This is a genomic window from Dactylosporangium sp. NPDC051485 (assembly GCF_040682015.1).
Classification (GTDB): Bacteria; Actinomycetota; Actinomycetes; order Mycobacteriales; family Micromonosporaceae; genus Dactylosporangium.
Genome location: NZ_JBFAZW010000038.1, coordinates 64,593 through 84,467 on the forward strand (window position 1 = coordinate 64,593; position 19,875 = coordinate 84,467).

The following is a 19,875-nucleotide window of genomic DNA, read 5'->3' on the forward strand; positions in this document are numbered from 1 at the left end:
CGACACTGGGAGTGCGCGTGCGCATCAAGCAACGTCTGTTTGTGACGGCCGCCGTGGCCGTCGCGGCGGTGACCGCCGGGCTGGGCCCGGTCGGCGCCAACGCCGCCAACGCCGCCGATGTCCCGGCCGACGCGGCGGTGACCTCGGTCGTGCAGAACGCCGACGGCACGGTCACCGAGACCTCGTACACCCCGGCGCCCGGCGTCAGCCCGGCCGCGCTGGCCCAGCGGCTGCGCTCGCGCGGGGTGAACGCCAAGGCCGGGACCCAAGCGACGGCGAGCCTGGCCGCGGCGGCCGCCTGCAGCAAGGGCACCGCGCGGACCTGGCCCAGCTCGGCGACCTGCTTCGTCCGCTGGTCCTACAACGGCGCGGTCCGCCCGGTCATCGACTTCGTGGACAGCTCCGGCGCCAGCTGGCCGGTCGGCCGCTCGGTCACCAAGTGGAACGAGACGTCGGGCATCGACTCGATCTACCGCACGTCATCCGCGGGCTGCGACGGCCCCCCGACCCACTGCGTGCCGGTCACCAGCGCCAACTACGGCGACACCGGCTGGACCGGGTCGACGAGCCGCACGCTCAACTCGGCGCAGACGTACTACTCGACGGCCTCGACGAAGCTCAACGACTTCTACGGCGGCACCGAGGCACAGAAGTGGAACACGGCGTGCCACGAGCTGGGGCACGTGCTGGGGCTCGACCACAACACGTCGACGACCAGCTGCCTCTACTACGCGCGCACCAGCCAGCAGTACCCGAACGCCGACGACTACAACCTGCTCGAGTCGTACTACTAACAGTACCCGGCGGCCTGGCGCCCACTGGGCGTCAGGCCGCCACTTCCTTGAGCGTCATGACGTGCTCGACCAGGGCGATGAGCACGTCCTTGACCGAGCGGCGGTCGCGGGCGTCGCACAGCACGACCGGCACGTCAGGGTCGAGATCGAGCGCCTTGGCGATCTGCGTCGCGCTGTGCTTCTGCACGCCGTCGAAACAGTTCACGGCGACGAGGAACGGCGTGTTGCGGCGCTCGAAGTAGTCCACCGACGGGAAGCAGTCGTCGAGGCGGCGGGTGTCGGCCAGCACGACGGCGCCGAGGGCGCCCAGCGCCAGCTCGTCCCACAGGAACCAGAAGCGGTCCTGGCCCGGAGTACCGAACAGATACAGGACGATGTCCTGGTTGATGCTGATCCGGCCGAAGTCCATCGCGACGGTCGTGGTGCGCTTGGCCTCCACGCCGTGGGTGTCGTCGATGCCGACGCCGACGTTGGTGAGCACCTCCTCCGTCTGCAGGGGACGGATCTCGCTCACCGCGCTGACGAGCGTGGTCTTGCCGACGCCGAACCCGCCCGCGATGAGGATCTTCACCGCGAGCGGGACGTGACCGTCAGAGCGCTCGGAGGCCATTGACAACCGCCTTGAGGATGCGATCGTCGGGCCGCTGCGGCCCGACGGACTGGTCGTACTCCGGTTCGTGCATCTCGATCAGCCCCTGCTGGAGCAGGTCGCCCAGCAGCACTCGCACGACGCCGAGCGCGAGATCGAGGTGGGAGGCGAGCTCGGCGACCGACACCGGCTCGCTGGTGCGCGCCAGGATCGCGCGCTGCTCGGGCAGGAGGTTTTGCTCGCCCGAGCCGTTGGCCCGGCTCACCACGAACGCGACCAGGTCGAAGGCGCCGACCGCCGGCTTGGCCCGGCCGCCCGTCACCGCGTACGGGCGCACCACGGGGCCGGCGTCGGAGTCCAGCCAGTCGTGCTCACCCTGCGGCATCGTGGGACACGCCCGGTCGCGACGGCGCGGTGAGGTACTGCCCGACCCTGGTCACCAGCATCGCCATCTCGTAGGCGATCACGCCGATGTCGGAGTCGGCGGCGCTGAGCACCGCGAGACAGGCGCCCTGGCCGGCCGCGGTGACGAACAGGAACGAGTTGTCCATCTCCACGATGGTCTGGCGGACCGAGCCGCCGTTGAACTGCCGCCCCGCGCTGCGGGCCAGGCTCTGAAACCCGGAGGCGACCGCCGAGAGGTGCTCGGCGTCGTCGCGCCCGAGCCCACCGGACGCGCCCATGAGCAGCCCGTCGGCGGACAGCACCACGGCATGCTGCGCCGACTCGACCCGCTCGACGAGATCGTCGAGGAGCCAGTCGAGCTTGCCGGTGCGGCTCGTCGAGTGCGTCACCTATGCGCCCCTTTCCGGAGTGTTCGTGGGCTCGCCGAGCGGAATCTGCCCGGCGTCGCGGCGGCCGCGGGTGAAGCCGGACTGCAGCGACGTCATCATGGCCCGGGTCTGCTCGGGCGAGCGCCCGCCGACAGTGGTCGTCTCGAACTGTGCCGCCGGGATGCCGTCGACGGTCATCTCCTCCTCGGGCCGTTCACGCAGCTGTGGGGCGAGGCTGGCCTGGCGCCGCCGCCGGGGCAGCCCGTCGTCGGTGAGTTCGGGCTGCTCGTCGGCCACCCGCTCCGGCACCCGCTGGAGTGGGATGACCGGCGATGGAGGAGCTGGCCGCGGTACGGCGAACAGCTGGGGCGGCGCCACCGGTTCCACCCGGGCCAGTTCCGCGCGGGCCAGTTCCACGCCGGCCGCCGCCGGGCGGATCGCGTCGGCGGGGTCGAGCTCCAGCACCGCGTCCTCGGCCGCCGGCCGCTCCTCGGCCGAGGTGGACGCGGTCAGCTCGGGCGTCGCGCCGGCGATCAGGTGCGGCGGGACCAGCACGACCGCGGTGACGCCGCCGTAGGCGGAGGCCCGCAACGTCACCCGCACCCCGTGCCGGGCGGCGAGCAGCGCCACGACGAAGAGGCCGAGCCGGGCGCTGTTGGCCGGGTCGAAGTCCGGCGGCTGCAGCAGCCGCTGGTTGGCCTCCTCGATCGCCTCCGGCGGCATGCCCAGGCCGCGGTCCTCGATCTCGATCGCGTACCCGTTCGGGACCAGCTGCCCGCTGATCTGCACCCGGGTGTGCGGCGGCGAGTACGTGGTGGCGTTCTCGATCACCTCGGCCAGCAGGTGGATGACGTCGGCGACGGCCCGGCCGACGAGCGACGCCTCCGGCAGGGCCAGGAACCCGACCCGGGCGTAGTCCTCGACCTCGGAGACCGCGCCGCGGATCACGTCGACCATCGGCACCGGGTTGCGCCAGCCCCGGCCGGGGGTGGCGCCGGCCAGGATGACCAGGTCCTCGGCGTGGCGGCGCATGCGGGTGGCGAGGTGGTCGACGCGGAAGAGGTCCTCGAGCTCCTCCGGGTCGGTGGTGCGCCGCTCCATCCGGTCGAGCAGCCCGAGCTGGCGGTGTAGCAGCGTCTGGCTGCGCCGCGCGATGTTGAGGAAGACCTCGTTGAGCCCCTGCCGCAGCTGGGCCTCGTGCACGGCCGACTCCACGGCGGTGCGCTGCACGGCGCTGAAGGCGTTGCCCACCTTGCCGATCTCGTCGGTGCCGTACTCCAGCGGGGGCGCCGCGGCGACCACGTCGATGCTCTCGCCGTGCCGCAGCCGGCCGACCACCTCGGGCAGCCGCACGTCGGCGAGGTCCTGGGCGGCCTGGCGCAGGTTGACCAGGCGGCGGATCAGCGAGCGGCCGATCCGGATCGACAGCAGGATCGAGATCAGCACGGCGCCGAGGCCGAGCACGCCGGCGCCGACCATCCGCAGCACGATCGCGGTGGCGATCGGGCCGGCCTCGGCCACGATGATCTCGCCGAAGCGCAGGTCGAGGTTGCGCAGCTGGTCGACCAGCTTGTCGTAGGCGTCGCGCCAGACGTTGACGTCGAACGGCAGCGCCGCGCCCGCCCGGGCGTCCGACATGACCTTGTTCTCGAGCTCCGCGATCTTCTTGTACGAGTCGCTGGCCGCGATCGGGGTCCAGATCTGCATGCCCTCGGCCGGCAGGTCGGGGATCGCGTTCGCGTAGACGTCACGCTTGGCCCCGATGAGCGCGATCAGGTCGGCGTGCTCGGCCAGCTGGAACTTTCCGGCCGCCGCCACCCCGTTGATGATCGCGTCCTCGCGGGCCAGCATCTCCCGGCCGCGGCTGGTCGAGATGTTCGTGTGCGCGCCGCGGATGAGCCGGGCGTTGCTGATGCCGGGCAGCGCGTTGTACCACCGGTAGATCGTGTCGATCGGCCTGTTGTAGGCCTCCATGGCCTGGACGCGGGTCACCTGGCCGAGCGAGATCGCCTGCCGCTCGTTCGCGAGCGTGTCGAACGAGGCGACGATCTGCTGCAGCAGCACGCGGGCGTCGGCCGGGATCGCGTCCTGCAGGTCGGAGTCGTCGGCCCGGTGCCGGAAGTCGGCGAGCACCGCGTCGGCCTTGGCCCGCTGGTCGGTGAGCGCCGTCGTCTCCGGCCGCCCCTCCTGGCGCCCCGTGGCCAGGTACACCTGGGTGAGCTTGCGCTCGCGCTGCAGCTCGACGATGACGCTCTCGGAGGGCTTACCGCTCAGCGCGTAGTACGTCTGGCTGTCGAACAGCTCGAACGCGGCCCCGGCGGTGAGCGTCGTGGCGAACACCCACATGACCACCAGCGACGCCAACGGCGGCACCAGCAGCGTGATGATCTTCGCGCGGATCGACCAGGTGCGGATTCTCCACGAAGGGCTCTTCATGCGGGTCGGTTCCTCGACGGGGTCGCGGGGCAGGAAGGGTGGCGCCTCGGGCATGATACGGACACCTGGGGCCGTACGTCACCAACAAGGCGTTCCGGGATCGAAAACGGACTCGCCCCGTGACTCGCTCTACTCGGAGTGTGAGCAAGGTGTCCCGGGGCAGCGTGGCCGCATGCGGGGTGCACGGTGGGTGCTGGCGATCGTGGCATGGACGGGCTGCACGGCGGCCCTGAGCGTCTTCGGCCTCGACCGGGCCGCGGCGCTGCGCGACACGCTGCTCACCTCGACCCGCGGCGACCCCGGGGCCGGCCCGACGGCCTCGCCGTCCCCGTCGCCGGGCTCACCTGTGATCCTGCGTACGCCGGGTGGCAACGTCATCGCGGGCTGCGCCGGCGACCAGGTGCGCGTGCAGTACCTCAGCCCCGCCGCCGGCTTCCACATCGAGAACGCCGACCGCGCCCCCGGCCCGGAGTCCCGGGTCACCTTCAAGACCGACGGACACGAGGTACGCGTGGTGGTGCACTGCGCCGCCGACGGGCCGCACGCCGACATCACGGTGGGCTGAGGACGCATCGAACGGGATTTACGTCACAGGTACATCCCGACGCCGGTCGGCTGGTCGGCGGGCACACTGACCCGCGGGCCGCCGTCGCGCAGCTCGTACAGCTCGGCCAGCGTCGCCCCGTCAGGCCCGATGCCGGCGGAGTTGACGCCGGAGGCCTCCAGCCACGCGGCCGCCTCGTCGAACGGCAGCGGCGCCACGTGCAGCTGGGCGAGGCAGCGGCCGGGACGTACGACCGCGGGATGAAGCTTGGCGAGATCCTCGTTCGTGGTGATCGCCACGAGCACGTCGCGCCCCTGCCCGAGCAGCCCGTCCGTCAGGTTCAGCAGCCGCGACAACGCCTGCCCGGTGGCCTGCTTGGCCTCGCCGCGGACCAGCTCGTCGCAGTCCTCGAGCAGCAGCAGCCGCCAGCGCCGCCCGCCCTCGTCGTCACCGTCGACGCCCAGCGCGGTGTCCATGAGGTACGCCGGCTCCGCGAACAGCCGCTCGGGGTCGAGCACGCAGTCGACCTGGCACCAGTTGCGCCACTGGCGGGCCAACGCCCGCAGCAGCGTGGTCTTCCCGGTCCCCGGCGGCCCGTGCAGCAGCAGCAGGCGCCCGTTGACGTGCTCCGCCTCCAGCCCCATGAGCCGATCGATCGCCTCGGCCGTCTTCGCCGCGTAGTTGCCCCGGATCTGCGCCCAGTCCGGCGCCCCGATCCGCCGCTCCCGCCGCCGCGGCCCGTGCTGCGCCGAGTGCCAGAACCCGATCGGCACCGCGTCGTCGGCCGGCGGCGGCACCTCCTCCGCCCCGTCCACCGCGGCGGCCAGAATCCGGTCCGCCAGCTCGGCGTCCACCGCCGTGACCGTCACCGAGCCGTTGCGGCTGTGATGCCACCGGGTGGCCCGAAGCGTCCACCCCTCGCCCGCCGCCAGCGTCGAGCGATCCTGGTCGTCGACCGCCTCGCGCAGCACCGCCGCCCCCTCGGGCAGCAGGGTGGCATCCTTGCGCAGGTTCGTCAGCCGGCGAGTCCGCGCATGCGGCTGCCGCCCGCTGACGAACGCCGACAGCGCCAGCACGTCGAGCACGTCGATCACGCCGTCGCCGTCGTCGACCCAGCTGGTAACGGGCACGGCCGCGGTGGGCTCAACGGGGGACATCGCTCAAGGATCAGGCGGCATCGCGCTGCCGTACACCCATTTTCTCCGGCACCACGGCCGTACCGACGCCCCGGATCGCCATCGACGCGCAGCGCTGCGCCACCCCCGCCGCCTCGGCCAGCCCCGCCCCGGCCAGCCGCCCGAGCACGAACCCCGCCAGATACGCGCCGCCGGCCCCCGCCCCGTGCGCCACCGGAGCCGGCGGCGCCGCGGTCGTCACCGACTCGCCATCCAGGCTCAGCACGGCCGACCCCTCGGCGTCCAAGGTCACCGCCACCACCGACGCCCCGGTCCGCCGCAGCAGCTGCCCCCGGTCCCGCTCCCGATCGAAGTCGCCCCGCTTGTCCAGCACCCGGCACGCCTCCTCCCGGTTCGGCGTGACCAGGTCCGGCCCGATCTGCGCCCAGGGCAGCAGGTCGTGCGCGTCGACGGCCAGCAGCGGCAGGTCCAGCCGCCGCGCCCCGAGCAACGTGCGCACCTGCCCGCCGAGCGTCCCGTTGCCGTGATCGCACACGACCACCGCGTCCGGCCGGGGCTCCGTGTTGAGCGCCTCCTCGAGCCGCCGGACGAGCGTCTCCCCCGCGATGGCGTTGAGCGCCCCGGTGTCGCCCTCGTCGAACCGCACGAGCACGTAGCCGTCCGCCACCACGCGGCGCTTGGTGACCGTGCGCCGCCCGACCGCCGTCACCAGCCGGTCCGCCACCCCGCTGTCCCAGACACAGGTCCGCAGCCGGGCTCCCGCGTCGTCGTCGCCGACCGCTCCCAGCAGCGTCGTACGCGCCCCGAGCGCCGCGAAGTTCGCCGCGGTGTTGGCCGCCCCGCCGCAAACCTCCCGCGTGACGTCGAGCTCGATGACGGGCACGGGCGCCTCCCGGCTGAGCCGCGTGGGCCTGCCGCACAACCACGCGTCGAGCAGCGCATCCCCGACAACGAGCACCGACGCATCCCGCCAGCCCTCAGCCAGCAGGCCAAAATTGCCAGAGTTCTGCACGTTCCGGCCGTTACCCCCGAGCCCCGACTTCATGCCCCTCAAGATCCAGCCCGCCCGTCCGCTCGCACCCGGCGTCAGCCCCGCGACCACCCCGGCGCGCAAGAGCACCGCGGTCCGCCCACCGGCACTCGGACGTGGGCCATCGCGGGGCGGGACATGCGGCGCACGGACGCGGACGCGGCGGCCTGACGCGCACCACGTGGGATCGGGCGGGACTCCGCCCCCGGTCACCCCGACGGCCCCGTTTGCCCCCGGGCGCGGCGACCTGCCGACTTTTCCTGAGCGTTACGGGTGTGGCCGAGCGCCAGTACCGGCTCGGCGCGCCCCGTTGCCTGCGACAATCCTGGTTATCGAACGCGCAGACGTGGCGATCATCGGCGGGGGCATCGCCGGCCTGGCCCTTGCCGCAGAGCTCGCCGAGCTGGATGGCCGGTTGGTGGACCGGGCGGGCGGCACCCGGCCGGAGCTGCGCATCGTGCTGCTCGAACGCGAGAACCAGTTCTCGTACCACTCCTCGGGCCGCTCGATCTCCTCCTTCTCCGAGAGCGTCGGCGGCGCCCAGCAGCGGGCCCTCACCCGGGCCTCGCGCACCGTGCTCGACGCGTTGGGCGCCGAGTCCGGCACCCCGCTGCTGCGCACCCGCCCCATCGTGTGGGTCGCCGCGCAGGAGCACCTGGCGAGCCTCAATGCCCTGCTGACCGCCAATCCGTCCCTGCGCCCCGTGGATCTGGCCGGCGCGCAGACGCTCTGCCCGGTCCTGCGGCCGGAGGCGGTGGCCCGGGCCGCGGTCGAGCGGACCGCCCAGGACGTCGACGTGGACGCCCTCCTGCAGCAGTACCGCGACCGCGCCACCGCCGCCGGCGCGATCCTGCGCACCGCCATCGGCCTCGAGTCGGGCGTCCGGGACGGAGGCGCCTCGGCGGCCTGGCACCCCTCGGGCACTTCGAGCACGTCAAACACCCCGGCGACCCCGGCACCCTCGGACACCCCTGCGACCCCGGCGGCCTCGGCGACCTCGGACGCCCGGGCGACCCCAGCGCCCTCGGACACCCGGGCGAACCCGGCGCCCTCAGACACCCCGGCGGCCTCGGACGCCCGGGCGACCCCAGCGCTCTCGGGCGAGCCGACGACCCCGGCACCCTCAAGCAGGCCAGCGGCCCTTGCGCCCTCGGGCGGGCCGGCCAGGGCGTCGCTTCCCACCGGGCCGCTGGTGTCGGCGGGCTCGGACGGGGTGAGCTGGCGGCTCACCACCGACCGCGGCGAACTCGTCGCGGGGTACGTCGTCAACGCCGCCGGCCCCTGGGCCGACGCCGTGGCCGCCCGCCTGGGCGCGGACCCGGCCGGGCTGACCAACCTGCGCCGCACGGTCGCGATCGCCTCGGCCGAGCGGGTCGGACCCGCCTGGCCCCTGGTCATCGACGTGGCCGACGCGTACTACTTCCGGCCCGAGCGCGGTGGCCTGCTCATCTCGCCGGCCGACGAGACCCCGTCGCCGCCCACCGACGCCGTAGCCGCGCCGGAGAGCGTGGCCCTGGCGATCGAGCGCATCACGGCCTCCACCACGCTGCGCCTGACCCGGGTCCGGACCAGCTGGGCCGGGCTGCGCACGTTCGCCCCCGACCGCAACCCGATCGTCGGTCCCGATCCGAACCAGGACGGCCTCTACTGGTTCACCGCCCTCGGTGGCACCGGCATCCAGACGGCCCCCGCTCTAGCCCGCCTGGCCGCCGCCCAACTCCTGGGCGAGCCCTACGAAATCCCCGATCTGCGACCAGAAGCCCTCCTCCCCCGCTGAAAGCCGATTCGTCCGCGCGCTAAGCGTATCGACCGGGTACGACATTTCCCGGCGCCACTTTCCCGGCGCCACTTCCCGACGCGCTGTGCCCGGCGCGATTTGCCCAACGCCATCTCTCCGGCGCCAGAAAACCGGACATACACGAAATATCCGATAAATCCGTTGCGGAGTGGCGGATTTATCGGATCACCAAAGCGCCAGCAGCAGGAGACCCCGGCGGACGAACAATCAGGCGCTGGCCGGCAGATCACCCACCGCCGGAGCCGGAGCCGAGCGCACAGGAGCCACCGGCAACGCCCCCTCCGTCCGCAGCAAGGCCCGATCCGCGTCCTCGACGAACGCCAGATCCGCCTCGACATGCCGGCTGGCCGCCGACAACAACAGCGTCACCACCGGATCCGTCGCCTTGCGCCGCAGTCCGTCGAGATTGCGCAGCTCCCGCATGAGATACGTGCGCTGCTGGGCAAGCACGGTCCGTACCGTCTCCGAATCCCCCGACCGGGCCGCCGCGGTCACCTTGAGGAAGAAGTCGTCCCGGAACCCGCCGGAGCGCGGTGACGCCTCCCCCAGCCACCGCTCCAGCTCCGCCAGCCCGGCATCGGTGATCTCGTAGACCACCCGATCCGGCTTGATGGTCTGCGCGTGGCGCTGCGAGACCACCATCCCGTCCCGGGACAGCCGGTCCAGGATCTGGTACAGGTGCCCGATGTTCAGCGGCCCCCACTGCGGCCCCACCGCGGCCTCGAAGGCGCCCTTGAGCTCATACCCGTAGCTGGGCCCCTGCGACAGCAGCGACAGCACCGCGTGATGGATCGGCATGCGCAAGACTCTACCCCTTGCATTGTCACAATGCAGGGGCCAAAGTATGCACGTGATCCCATTCATCTGGGCACATCTACGGGGGCGCGCGGCGAGGTCGGTGGCGCTTCTGCTTGGTGTGCTGGTCGCAACCACCGGCTTCACCGTGCTCACCGGGGCGACGGACACCGCCCGCCTGCAGGTCACGGGCGAAGTGGACCGAACCGCCACGGCGGCGTACCAGGTGCTGGTGCGGCCGAAGAACACCCGCACGCAGCTGGAGACCGACAAGCAGAAGGTCCGGCCCAACTCGCTGAGCGGCATCTACGGCGGCATCACGCAGGCACAGGTCGACAAGATCACCGCCCTAGACGGGGTGGAGGTCGCGGCGCCGATCGGCATGGTGGGGTACGCCTTGAAGACGGGCTTCCAGGAGGTGGACATCACCAACCTCATCGACAAGTCGCTGGACCGGCAGGTCATCCGCATCGACCGGAAGTTCCTGGGCGACCGGGGCCTGAGCAGCGCCCAGGGCCGCCCCTACTTCGCGTACATCACCAAGCACAACGTCAGCTGGCCCAAGATCGACGGCTACGGCTCGAAGCGGGCCGAGTTCAGCAACGGCGAGGTCATCCCCGGCGAGAAGCTGTGCGACAACACGATCTCGGTGCTGGAGGACGGCCAGCCGGTATGCGACTGGATCACCAATGCCGTGCTGAGCGACCTGATCACCGACGCGCGGTACACCGTCATGCAGATCTTCCGCCTGACCCCGGACGGCCAGTTCGAGGTGGGCGGCATGCCGGCGTCCGTGGTGAGAAGCAGCGACCGGGCCGTGATCAGCGTGTCCTGGACCGTGCCGATGCTGCTGGCCGCGGTCGACCCGCAGGCCGAGGCGCGGCTGGTCGGGCTGGACAAGGCGGTGCTCAACGGGCGGTACCTCGACCCCCAGGACAAGGTCGAACAGGACCCGAGAATGCCGGTCACGCCGGTGATCGCCGTGCGCGACCCGTACCCGGACAGCAGCGTCAGCATCGGCCTGAGCCGCATCCCGGTGAGCAACCCCCCGCCCGGCAACGAGGCCCACGACGCGCTCGACGCCCTCGAGGCGCTGCACGGGCCGGTGCTCGAAACCCGCTCGTTGCAGGGGCAGGAGGTCACGGTCGACAGCGGCGGGCAGGGCCTGTACCCGTTGATGCGCACCGGCGGCATCGACTACGACGAGAGTCCTGACGGCTCGCTGGCCGCCAGGACCGTGCCGGAGAACTCCGGCGCATGGCGCACGCCCGACGTGCACGGGATCCCCCTGCCCTGGCAGATCGACGACACCTCGTTCCGGACCATCGAGCAGGGACACGATCTCGGCGTCACCAGGATCGTCGGAACCTACGACCCGCAGAAGCTCACGGCGTTCGACCCGCTGAGCAACGTACCGATGGAGACCTATCAGCCGCCCGAGGCGACCGGCATCGACCAGGCGACCCGCGACCTGCTCGGCGGCAAGCCGCTGCGGCCCAACGGCAACCCAGCCGGCTACCTCTCCACCCCGCCGACGCTGCTGACCAGCTTCGACTCGCTGCGCGAGCTCTACAAGCTGGAGCACATGGACGTGCCCGACCCGGTCTCCGCGGTCCGGGTGCGGGTGGCCGGCGTCAGCGGGTTCACCGCCGCCTCCCGCGAGCGGGTGCGGGTCGTGGCCGAGCGCATCGCCGCCGAGACCGGGCTGGACGTCGACATCACCTACGGCTCGTCGCCCACTCCGCAGACGGTGACGATCGCGGCCGGCAAGTACAACCGGCCGGCGCTGCGGCTGTCGGAGCTCTGGACCCGCAAGGGGGTGGCCGCGGCCATCGTCAGCGCGGTGGACCGCAAGAGCGTCGTGTTGTTCGCATTGGTACTCGTGGTCTGCGCCCTGTTCCTCACCAACGCGGTCGCGGCGGGCGTCCGGGACAGGCGCACGGAACTGGCCACGCTGACCGCGCTGGGCTGGCCGGCCCGCCGGGTGTTCGCCATCGTCCTCGGCGAGGTGGCCGCGATCGGGCTGGTCGCCGGGGCCGGCACGATGCTGCTGGCGGCCCCGCTCGGGGCCCTCCTCGACGTCCAGGTGCCGTGGGGGCGGGCGCTGCTCGCCGTACCGATAGCGCTGGCGCTTTCGCTCCTGGCCGGCCTGACGCCCGCCATCGGCGCGTCCCGGACGCGTCCGGCGCGGGGGCTGCGGCCCGTGGCGCTGCGGCCGCGGCGGGCCGGGCGGCCGAGGGGCCCGATCGGCATGGGCCTGCGCAACCTGCTGCGCGTGCCGGGCCGGACGCTGCTCGGCGCGGCGGCGCTGGCCATCGGCATCACCGCGGCCACGCTGCTGGGCGCGGTCACGTTCGCCTTCCACGGCGCGATCATCGGCACGCTGCTCGGCGACGCCGTGTCCCTGCAGGTCCGCTCGGTCGACACGGTCGCGGTGGCGGCCACCGTGCTGCTGGGGGCCATCGCGGTGGCCGACGTGCTGTACCTCAACATCCGCGACCGCTCCGCCGAGCTCGCCACCCTGCGCGCCACCGGCTGGACGGCCGGCGCGCTGGGCCGCCTGGTCGCCGCCGAGGGCTTCGGCATCGGCGCGCTGGGCGGGCTGCTCGGCGGCGGCCTGGGCCTCGGCGGCGCGGCCTGGCTGGTCGGCGAGGTCACCACCGGCCTAATCTGGACCGCCGTCGCCGCGCTCGTCGCCGGGGCCCTGGTGGCCACGACCGCCGCGCTCGTACCCGCGCTGCTGCTGCAGCGCCTCCCAACCGCCCGCCTGCTGGCCGAGGAGTAGAACATGCCGGAGAGCGCCGCAATTGCTGTAGCAAGCCTGACCAAGCGCTTCCACACCGGTGAGCAGGACATCGTCGCCGCCGACGAGCTCACGCTGGACATCGCCGCGGGCAGCTTCACCGCCGTCACCGGCCCGAGCGGCTCGGGCAAGTCGACCCTGCTGCACCTGATCGGCGCGATCGAGTCGGCCGACGGCGGCACGATCACGGTGGACGGCGTGGAGGTGACTTCGCTGCGGCGCAAGAAGCTGAGCGAGTACCGCCGCACGGTCGGCTTCGTCTTCCAGCGCTACCACCTGTTGCCCGCGCTCACCGCGCTGGACAACGTAATCGCGCCGGTGCTGCCGTTCAAGGTCGGCTTCGACAAGCGGGCCCGGGCCCGGGAGCTGCTCGACGCGGTCGGGCTGGCCGGCCGCGAGCGCGCGCTACCGGCCCAGCTCTCCGGCGGCCAGCAGCAGCGGGTGGCGATCGCCCGGGCGCTGATCAGCGGCCCGAAGCTGCTGCTGGCCGACGAGCCCACCGGCAACCTCGACTCGGCCAACAGCGCGCAGATCCTCGACCTGCTGCTGGAGCTGCGCGACGAGCGCGGCATGACGGTCCTGCTGGCCACCCACGAGCAGCACATCGCGGCCCGCTGCGACCGGCTGATCCGCCTCGCCGACGGCCGGCTGGTCGAGGACATCGACCTGACCGAGGGCGAGTCGCCGGAATCGACCCTGGCGCGCGCCACCCAGCTGCGGCTTTAGCCGGGGTTTGCACCATTTCGCGGGTACGATCAGTCGCACGTGCTTGCGGGTTGGGGGTGGTATGCCGCAACTCGATACCGGCGTGCTCGCGCAGCCCGAGCGTCTCCGCGCCCTGCGCCGCGCCCACCTGCTGCTCGAGTCGTCCTCGGCTCCGGTCGACGGGCTCGTCCGGCTCGCGGCCCGCTCGGTGGTGGCCCCGGTCGGCCTGCTCACCCTCGTCGACGACGAGCGCATGCACGTCGTCGGCAAGCACGGCCTGCCGCCGGACCTCGAGCGGGTGCACGCCGAGCCGGCCACGAGCTCGTTCTGCCAGTTCGTGGTCAGCGAGGACGTCCCGCTGGTGGTCCGCGACGCCCGCGAGGACCCGGTGCTGCGCGACCTCGGCGTGGTGCACACCCGGCACATCACCGCGTACCTCGGCCAGCCCGTCCACGACGCCGCCGGCCACACGCTGGGCGCCGTCTGCGTCACCGACTCCGTGCCCCGGCACTGGACCGACGACGACATCGCGGCGCTGGCCGAGTGCGCCTCCCTGCTCGAGATGCTGCTGGCCGCCGAGACGTCCCGCGAGGACATCGCGCTGGCCGCCGCCGAGACCGACGCGGTGCTGGAGACCGCCCTCGAGGCGTTCGTGGCGATCGAGCTGACCGGCGAGATCACCCGCTGGAACCGCGCCGCCGAGCGCACCTTCGGCTGGTCCGCGCAGGAGGCGATCGGGCAGTACGTGCACGATCTGGTCATTCCCGAGCGCTTCCGCGCCGCCCACCGCGCCGGGCTGACCCGCCTGGCCCGCGGCGGGGTGCCGCGCCTCATCGGCCAGCGCCTGCAGCTGTACGCCGTGAATCGCTCCGGCAACGAGTTCCCCGTCGAGCTGACGCTCAACGTCGTCGAGGGCCAGCTGGGCCGGCACGCCCACGCCTTCATCTACGACATCAGCGAGCGGGTCACCGCGGAGCGGCACCTGGCCCGCGAGCGGCACTTCCTCAGCGCCCTGCTCGACAACCTCGACGCCGGCGTGGTCGCCTGCGACGAGCGCGGCCGCCTGATCCTGTTCAACCGGGCGATGCGCCAGATCGTCGGCCACGACGCCGACGGCAGCACCGCCGAGCGGTGGACCGCCGCCGGCACCGCCCCGGGCGGCGGCACCATCTCCGGCGACGAGATGCCGCTGACCCGGGCCTTCCACGGCGAGCACATCCGCGACGCCGAGTTCGTCATCCACGTGCCCGACCGCCCGCGCCGCTCGTTCACCGTCAACGCCCAGCCGATCCGCGACGCCGACGGCGCCCGGCTCGGCGCGGTGGCCGCCCTGCACGAGGTCACCGACCGCCGCCGGGCCCAGCGGCTGATCGAGTGCGAGCTGGCCGTGTCGCGCATCCTCGAGCACTCGGCCACCATCGAGGCGGCCGGCCCGGAGCTGCTGGAGACCGTGGCCCGCACGCTGCACTGGCCGCACGCCGAGATGTGGCTGGTCGACAAGGTCGGCAACGTGCTGCGCAACGCCGCGATGTGGACCGAGCCCGGGTACGAGATCCCGTTCCCCGACCCGCTGCCGCCCGGCAAGGGCGTCTCCGGCGTGGCCTGGGAGACCGGCCAGCCGACCTGGATCCCCGACATCTCGGCGGTCAGCAGCCGGCTCAACGTGCCCTCGCTGGCCAAGCACGGCCTGCGGGTGGGCCTGGCCCTCCCCATCCGCGACGGCACCGGGGTCACCGGCACGCTGAGCTTCTTCGGCGACGCCGCCGAGCAGCCCGAGCAGTCCCTCATCGCGCTGCTGTCGGGCATCGCCGCGCACGTCGGGCAGTTCCTGGAGCGGCGCCGGGCCGAGGACCTGGCCAAGCAGCTCGCCCGGACCAAGGACGAGTTCATCGCGCTGGTCGGCCACGAGCTGCGCACGCCGCTGACGTCCATCTCGTCGTACACCGAACTGCTCCTGCACGACCACGAGGACGAGACGACCCGGGCCGAGTTCCTGGCCGTCATCGCCCGCAACGCGGAGAACCTGCGGGCCATCATCGACGACCTGCTCGACCTGGCCGGCCTGGAGAGCGGCTACGTGACGATGGTCGAGCGCCCCCTGGACTTCGCCGCCGTGGTTCGCGAGGTGGCCGACGCCAACGCCCCCTCCGCCCGCGACCGCGACCTCGACTGCGCCGTCACGCTCCCCCACAACCCGACCCCGGTCTCCGGCGACCTCCCGCGCCTTCGCAAGGTCGTCGACCACCTGGTCACCAACGCGGTGAAGTTCACCCCCGCCGGCGGCCGCGTCGAGATCCGCCTCGACGGCGACGTGGCCGGCGTCACGCTGCGGGTGACCGACACCGGCGTCGGCATCCCGGCCGAGGAGCGCTCCCGCCTCTTCGAGCGCTTCTTCCGCGGCTCCAACATCCGCAACCAGGGCGTCCCCGGCACGGGCCTGGGCCTGGCCATCAGCCGCACGGTGGTGGAGCGCCACGGCGGCACGATCACCGTCACCGACCACGGCGAGAAGCCCGGCACGACCTTCGAGGTCCGGCTGCCCGCCTACTGCCCATGAGTTTTTACCGGACGATTCGTCGGGCAAGCTAGTCCTATGCACCTTCGATGGTCGACATTGCTCACCGTGAGCGCGCTGGCACTCAGCGCCTGTTCCGGCTCGGGCACGTCATGGAACAGCCCCGGCAGCAGCGGTACGTCCAGTGCTCCCACCATCCACATCGTGTCCCCGGCGGACGGGGCCTCGGACGTGTCGACGGCGCTGGACCTGCGGTACTCGGCCCCCGGCTCCGCGACGGTGACCCTGAAGGACGCCTCGGGCACCACCGTCTCCGGCGCCCCGTACGCGGGTGACGCCTCCCCTTCGCCCAGCCTTGCCCCCAGCGACTCTCCCAGCGCGCCTCCCAGCGCCGCCCAGGACACGCATCGCTGGCTGCCGGACAAGCAGCTCAAGTGGGGCACCGAGTACACGGCCACCGTGTCCGCGGGCGGCGGGTCGAGCAGCGTGAAGTTCACCACCATGAACAAGCCGTCCAGCCTGTCCCGGGTCACCAGCCAGGTCGGCGACAACCAGGTCGTGGGCGTGGGCATGCCGATGATCCTGCAGTTCGGGGCCGACATCCCGAAGGACAAGCGGGCCGAGGTACAGCGGCGGCTCTTCATGTCCTCCAACCCTCCGCAGGAGGGCAGCTGGAACTGGTTCAGCGCCAAGGAGATCCACTACCGCCCGAAGGAGTACTGGCAGGCGGGCACCAAGCTGGAGCTGCGCGCCGCCCTCGGTGGCGTCTCCCTCGGCGGCAACACGTACGCCGAGAAGGACCTCACCGTCGACGCCACCGTCGGCCGCCGCGTGATCATGGAGGTCGACAACGCCACCAAGCAGATGACGGTGACGCAGGACGGCGCCGTGCTCAAGACGATGCCGGTCAGCCTGGGCAAGCCGAGCAGCCCCTCCGACAGCGGCAACTTCATCGTGATGGTGAAGAACGAGTGGGAGTGGTTCGACTCCTCGACCTACGGCGTCCCGGTCGACTCCGCCGGCGGCTACCGCACCAAGGTCCAGTTCCCCCAGCGCATCACGTGGAGCGGCCAGTACATCCACGCCGCCCCCTGGTCCGTCCCCGACCAGGGCAAGCGCAACGTCTCCCACGGCTGCGTGAACATCTCGCTGGAGCTCGCCCAGTGGCTGTACGGCGTGACCCACATCGGCGACCCGGTCATCGTCAAGGGCACCGAGGAGCGCGTGAAGTACGGCGACGGCTGGACCGACTGGGAACTCCCCTGGGCCCAGTACGTGAAGGGCAGCGCCCTGTGAAACCCGCCCGATCGGCTGGCCCGTTTTGGCTGGCCGCGGGGTGACCTGGTAGCCTGATTCATCGCGCACGGTGACGCGTCGTTGTTCCATGCGCCAAGAAACCAAACCCGAGCTATCAAGACGAGGCTGTCGCGTGGCGAACATCAAGTCCCAGATCAAGCGCAACCGGCAGAACGAGAAGCGCCGCCTGCGCAACAAGTCGGTCAAGTCGTCGCTGAAGACGGCCATCCGTAAGTTCCACGAGGCGTCCGCCGCCGGCGACACCGAGACGGCCACCGCGCTGCTCCGTGACGCCTCGCGCAAGCTGGACAAGGCCGCCAGCAAGGGCGTCATCCACAAGAACCAGGCCGCCAACCGCAAGTCGGCGATCACCAAGAAGCTCCACACGCTGACCACGGCCTGACCGTTCTGCTCGCACCGCGAAAAGCGCCGCCCACCCAGTGGAGCGGCGCTTTCGCTGTGCCCGCGGTCACCCCCCCGACAAAAAAGTGACCTTGGAGGCGAGCCCCCAAGGTCACACCACCGGCCCGAGAAGGCCGGATAAACCGGATCTATCGCGTGCACGCCGCCCGACGAGCCGGACGGCAGAGCAAAGCCTGTCGGTCCTCAATGCGCACCCACCAGCCGAACCCCCACCAGCGGGCCACCCTTCAGCCGGCTGGCCCCGCCCGGCGGCAGACCCCCGTCACCGACGCCCTCCAACCGCCACACGAGCGCCCGCCCCGCTGGCAGAACGCCCTTCGGCCGGCCGCCCCGACTGACGGGAGCCCGGTCAGCCAACGCCGTTCAGCCGTCACGTCAACGCCCGCCCCGCCAGCGGACCGCCCTCCAGCCGGCGGCCGCCGCGAGGCCGCTGGCCATCAGCAGCCGCCCGGAGGCGCCGGCCGTCGCCGCAGGCTGGCGACACGGAGCCGACGCCACGGGCACCGGCGGCGACCCTAGGCGAATCGGCCCTGGTTGACCCCACCGGATCGCTGCCGGGCCAGGTCGTCCTCCGACCGCCACGACCGCTCCGCGTGCCGCCCGGCCGAGAAGTGCCCGCTCGTCACGGTCTCCCCGTCCTCGGACCGCCGCCGCCCCGGAGCCTGCTGCCGCGCGTGCCGCCCACCGCCGGCCTCCCGGTTCTGCGGCCGCCCGTCGCTCTCCTCGTACCGCCGGTGCTCCCCCGCATCCCCGAACCGTCCGTCCCCCGCGTCTTGCCCGTAGCCCTCGCCCCCGAAGCCATCGCCCTCGTAAGCGTCGCCTGCGAACCCGTCGCGCCCGTAGCCGTCGCCCCGGTAGCCGTCGCCCCCGTAGCTGTCACCCCGGTAGCCGTCGCGCCCGCGACCATCACCCTCATAGCCGTCGCGCCCATGACCATCACCCCCATAGCCGTCGCGCCCGTAGCTGCCACCCCGGTAGCCGTCGCGCCCATGGCCGGCACCCCCGTAGCCGTTGCCCCGGTAGTCGTCGCCGGAGAACTCGGCCGAGTTGGAGTGCCCGTCCCCGCCCGCCCGGTACGCCTCGCCCCGAGCCGCCAGATCCCGCGCCGCCACCCGAGCCGCCTGCTCCTGCTCCGCGGCGCCGAACGCGGCCCCGATCCCGGTGATCTCCCCGGTGTAGTCGGCGACATAGCTGGGCGCGTCGGCCTGCCACTCCCCGTACGGGTCCCACGACGACCTCGTCCCGGACGACGACCGCGACACCCCCCAGGCCGCCTGGTCGGCGAACCCGGTCTCGTCATCCCAGTCCGCGACCGGCTGCGCCGGCGTCTGGTACCCCGCGGAGTACCCACCCCGGTACTCCCCGCCCCGGTACGCCGCCCCCGCCCGCTGATCCGTCCATCCCGCCCGGCTCCCCGCCGCCGCGTTGCCGCCCGCCGCCGCGTTGCCAGCCCCCGCCGCGTTACCGGCTGCCTCCGCCCGGCCGTCCCAGGCCGCCGCCGGACCGTCCCAGGCCGCCCGGTTGTCCCACGCCGCCTCGTCGCCCCGGTTCCCCGCCGGGCTGCCGCCCGCCGCGCCCGCGCGCCGAGCGGCCTGGTCGCCCCAGCCCGCGGTGTCGGGCCAGCCGGCCTCCGACCCTGGCGTGCGAGCCGGATCGACGGCCTGCTCCGCCCACGGGTCCTGCGCGGGCCGATCGCTCCACCCCGCCGGCCGCTCGCGCCGCGCCGCCGGCCGATCGCTCCACCCCGAGGGATGCAGCGGCCGCGACCGCTGGAACCCGTGGGCGTCGGTGTCGGTCCACTCGTCCTCGTACGACTCGTAGCGCACCTGATCCCCGGCGGCGCCGTAGCCCGCACCGCCGTAGCGCACGTCGTCGCCGTCCACCCCGTGGCGGCCGCCGTCCTCGTGGGCGGCGGCGTTGCCGGCGGGGGCCGGGGCGGTGCCGGACGCCTCCCGCAGCGCCGGCACCGGCTCGTCGCCAGCGGGCACGGGCGCGTCGTCCGAGGCCGGCGAGATGCCGTGGCCGGCGTCGAGGACCCGGCGGGGGCCGGAGTCACCGCCAGTGCCCGCGTCGCGCGCCGGGACCGAGATCCGGATGACGCCCACCTTCTTGCGCTGGGCGGGCGGCTCGACGGTCCGGGTGCGCACCGTGGAGGTGGCGCCCGCGCGTCCATCACCGACGAGCACACGGCTGACCACCGCTCACCCCCAACTATATCGCTATTGCCGAGTACAGGAT

Annotated in this window: 16 protein-coding genes; 8 read left to right on the forward strand and 8 right to left on the reverse strand. The window is 72.7% G+C overall.

Annotated features, from left to right (window positions below; all coding sequences use genetic code 11):
* The first annotated feature begins 41 nt into the window (after window positions 1–41).
* Window positions 42–794, forward strand: a complete 753-nt coding sequence (locus AB0M46_RS22460; protein ID WP_363338866.1) for a matrixin family metalloprotease — start codon at window positions 42–44, stop codon at window positions 792–794.
* Window positions 795–825: 31 nt separating this feature from the next.
* Here AB0M46_RS22460 and AB0M46_RS22465 read toward each other — a convergent pair whose 3' ends face one another.
* Genes AB0M46_RS22465 through AB0M46_RS22480 form a run of 4 tightly spaced genes read right to left on the reverse strand, consistent with a single transcriptional unit; the run spans window position 826 to window position 4,646 of the window.
* Complete coding sequence (locus AB0M46_RS22465) at window positions 826–1,404, reverse strand: ATP/GTP-binding protein (protein WP_363338868.1); 579 nt, start codon at window positions 1,402–1,404, stop codon at window positions 826–828.
* A complete protein-coding gene (locus tag AB0M46_RS22470; RefSeq protein WP_363338870.1) occupies window positions 1,385–1,768 on the reverse strand; it encodes a DUF742 domain-containing protein in 384 nt (127 codons plus the stop codon). The genes AB0M46_RS22465 and AB0M46_RS22470 overlap by 20 nt, the downstream gene beginning before the upstream one ends.
* Entirely contained in the window at window positions 1,755–2,177 is a 423-nt protein-coding gene (locus AB0M46_RS22475) for a roadblock/LC7 domain-containing protein (RefSeq protein WP_363338872.1), read from the reverse strand. Before AB0M46_RS22475 ends, AB0M46_RS22470 begins: the two co-directional genes overlap by 14 nt.
* Window positions 2,178–4,646 (reverse strand): nitrate- and nitrite sensing domain-containing protein, encoded by a 2,469-nt coding sequence (locus AB0M46_RS22480; RefSeq protein WP_363338874.1) that lies wholly within the window; start codon window positions 4,644–4,646, stop codon window positions 2,178–2,180. It lies immediately after the preceding gene.
* Between the two features lie 118 nt (window positions 4,647–4,764).
* Here AB0M46_RS22480 and AB0M46_RS22485 point away from each other — a divergent pair, with 118 nt between their 5' ends.
* Window positions 4,765–5,157: a hypothetical protein gene (locus tag AB0M46_RS22485; RefSeq protein ID WP_363338876.1), complete on the forward strand. Its 393-nt coding sequence runs from the start codon at window positions 4,765–4,767 to the stop codon at window positions 5,155–5,157.
* Window positions 5,158–5,180: 23 nt separating this feature from the next.
* Here AB0M46_RS22485 and AB0M46_RS22490 read toward each other — a convergent pair whose 3' ends face one another.
* Together AB0M46_RS22490 and AB0M46_RS22495 are read right to left on the reverse strand one after the other, a co-directional pair.
* The gene (locus tag AB0M46_RS22490) at window positions 5,181–6,293 is read right to left on the reverse strand and encodes a DUF5925 domain-containing protein (RefSeq protein WP_363338877.1); all 1,113 of its coding nucleotides are present in this window, start codon (window positions 6,291–6,293) and stop codon (window positions 5,181–5,183) included.
* A 10-nt stretch (window positions 6,294–6,303) separates the two neighbouring features.
* Window positions 6,304–7,230, reverse strand: coding sequence for a PfkB family carbohydrate kinase (locus tag AB0M46_RS22495; protein ID WP_363338879.1), 927 nt, complete (start codon window positions 7,228–7,230; stop codon window positions 6,304–6,306).
* Between the two features lie 418 nt (window positions 7,231–7,648).
* Here AB0M46_RS22495 and AB0M46_RS22500 point away from each other — a divergent pair, with 418 nt between their 5' ends.
* Window positions 7,649–9,079 (forward strand): FAD-dependent oxidoreductase, encoded by a 1,431-nt coding sequence (locus AB0M46_RS22500; protein ID WP_363338881.1) that lies wholly within the window; start codon window positions 7,649–7,651, stop codon window positions 9,077–9,079.
* Between the two features lie 228 nt (window positions 9,080–9,307).
* Here AB0M46_RS22500 and AB0M46_RS22505 read toward each other — a convergent pair whose 3' ends face one another.
* Window positions 9,308–9,898, reverse strand: a complete 591-nt coding sequence (locus AB0M46_RS22505) for a helix-turn-helix transcriptional regulator (protein WP_363338883.1) — start codon at window positions 9,896–9,898, stop codon at window positions 9,308–9,310.
* 100 nt (window positions 9,899–9,998) lie between these two features.
* Between AB0M46_RS22505 and AB0M46_RS22510 the strand changes: the two genes are divergently transcribed.
* From AB0M46_RS22510 to rpsT, 5 genes are all read left to right on the forward strand, one after another.
* Window positions 9,999–12,680 (forward strand): FtsX-like permease family protein, encoded by a 2,682-nt coding sequence (locus AB0M46_RS22510; RefSeq protein ID WP_363338885.1) that lies wholly within the window; start codon window positions 9,999–10,001, stop codon window positions 12,678–12,680.
* A gap of 3 nt (window positions 12,681–12,683) precedes the next feature.
* The gene (locus tag AB0M46_RS22515) at window positions 12,684–13,424 is read left to right on the forward strand and encodes an ABC transporter ATP-binding protein (RefSeq protein ID WP_363338887.1); all 741 of its coding nucleotides are present in this window, start codon (window positions 12,684–12,686) and stop codon (window positions 13,422–13,424) included.
* Between the two features lie 61 nt (window positions 13,425–13,485).
* Window positions 13,486–15,960: an ATP-binding protein gene (locus AB0M46_RS22520; RefSeq protein WP_363338889.1), complete on the forward strand. Its 2,475-nt coding sequence runs from the start codon at window positions 13,486–13,488 to the stop codon at window positions 15,958–15,960.
* Between the two features lie 66 nt (window positions 15,961–16,026).
* Window positions 16,027–17,214 carry an Ig-like domain-containing protein gene (locus AB0M46_RS22525; RefSeq protein ID WP_363338891.1) on the forward strand — a complete coding sequence of 396 codons (1,188 nt, stop codon included), beginning with the start codon at window positions 16,027–16,029 and terminating at the stop codon, window positions 17,212–17,214.
* A gap of 133 nt (window positions 17,215–17,347) precedes the next feature.
* Window positions 17,348–17,617 (forward strand): 30S ribosomal protein S20, encoded by a 270-nt coding sequence (rpsT, locus tag AB0M46_RS22530; RefSeq protein WP_363338893.1) that lies wholly within the window; start codon window positions 17,348–17,350, stop codon window positions 17,615–17,617.
* Window positions 17,618–18,152: 535 nt separating this feature from the next.
* Here rpsT and AB0M46_RS22535 read toward each other — a convergent pair.
* Entirely contained in the window at window positions 18,153–19,835 is a 1,683-nt protein-coding gene (locus tag AB0M46_RS22535) for a hypothetical protein (RefSeq protein ID WP_363338895.1), read from the reverse strand.
* Window positions 19,836–19,875: the final 40 nt, after the last annotated feature.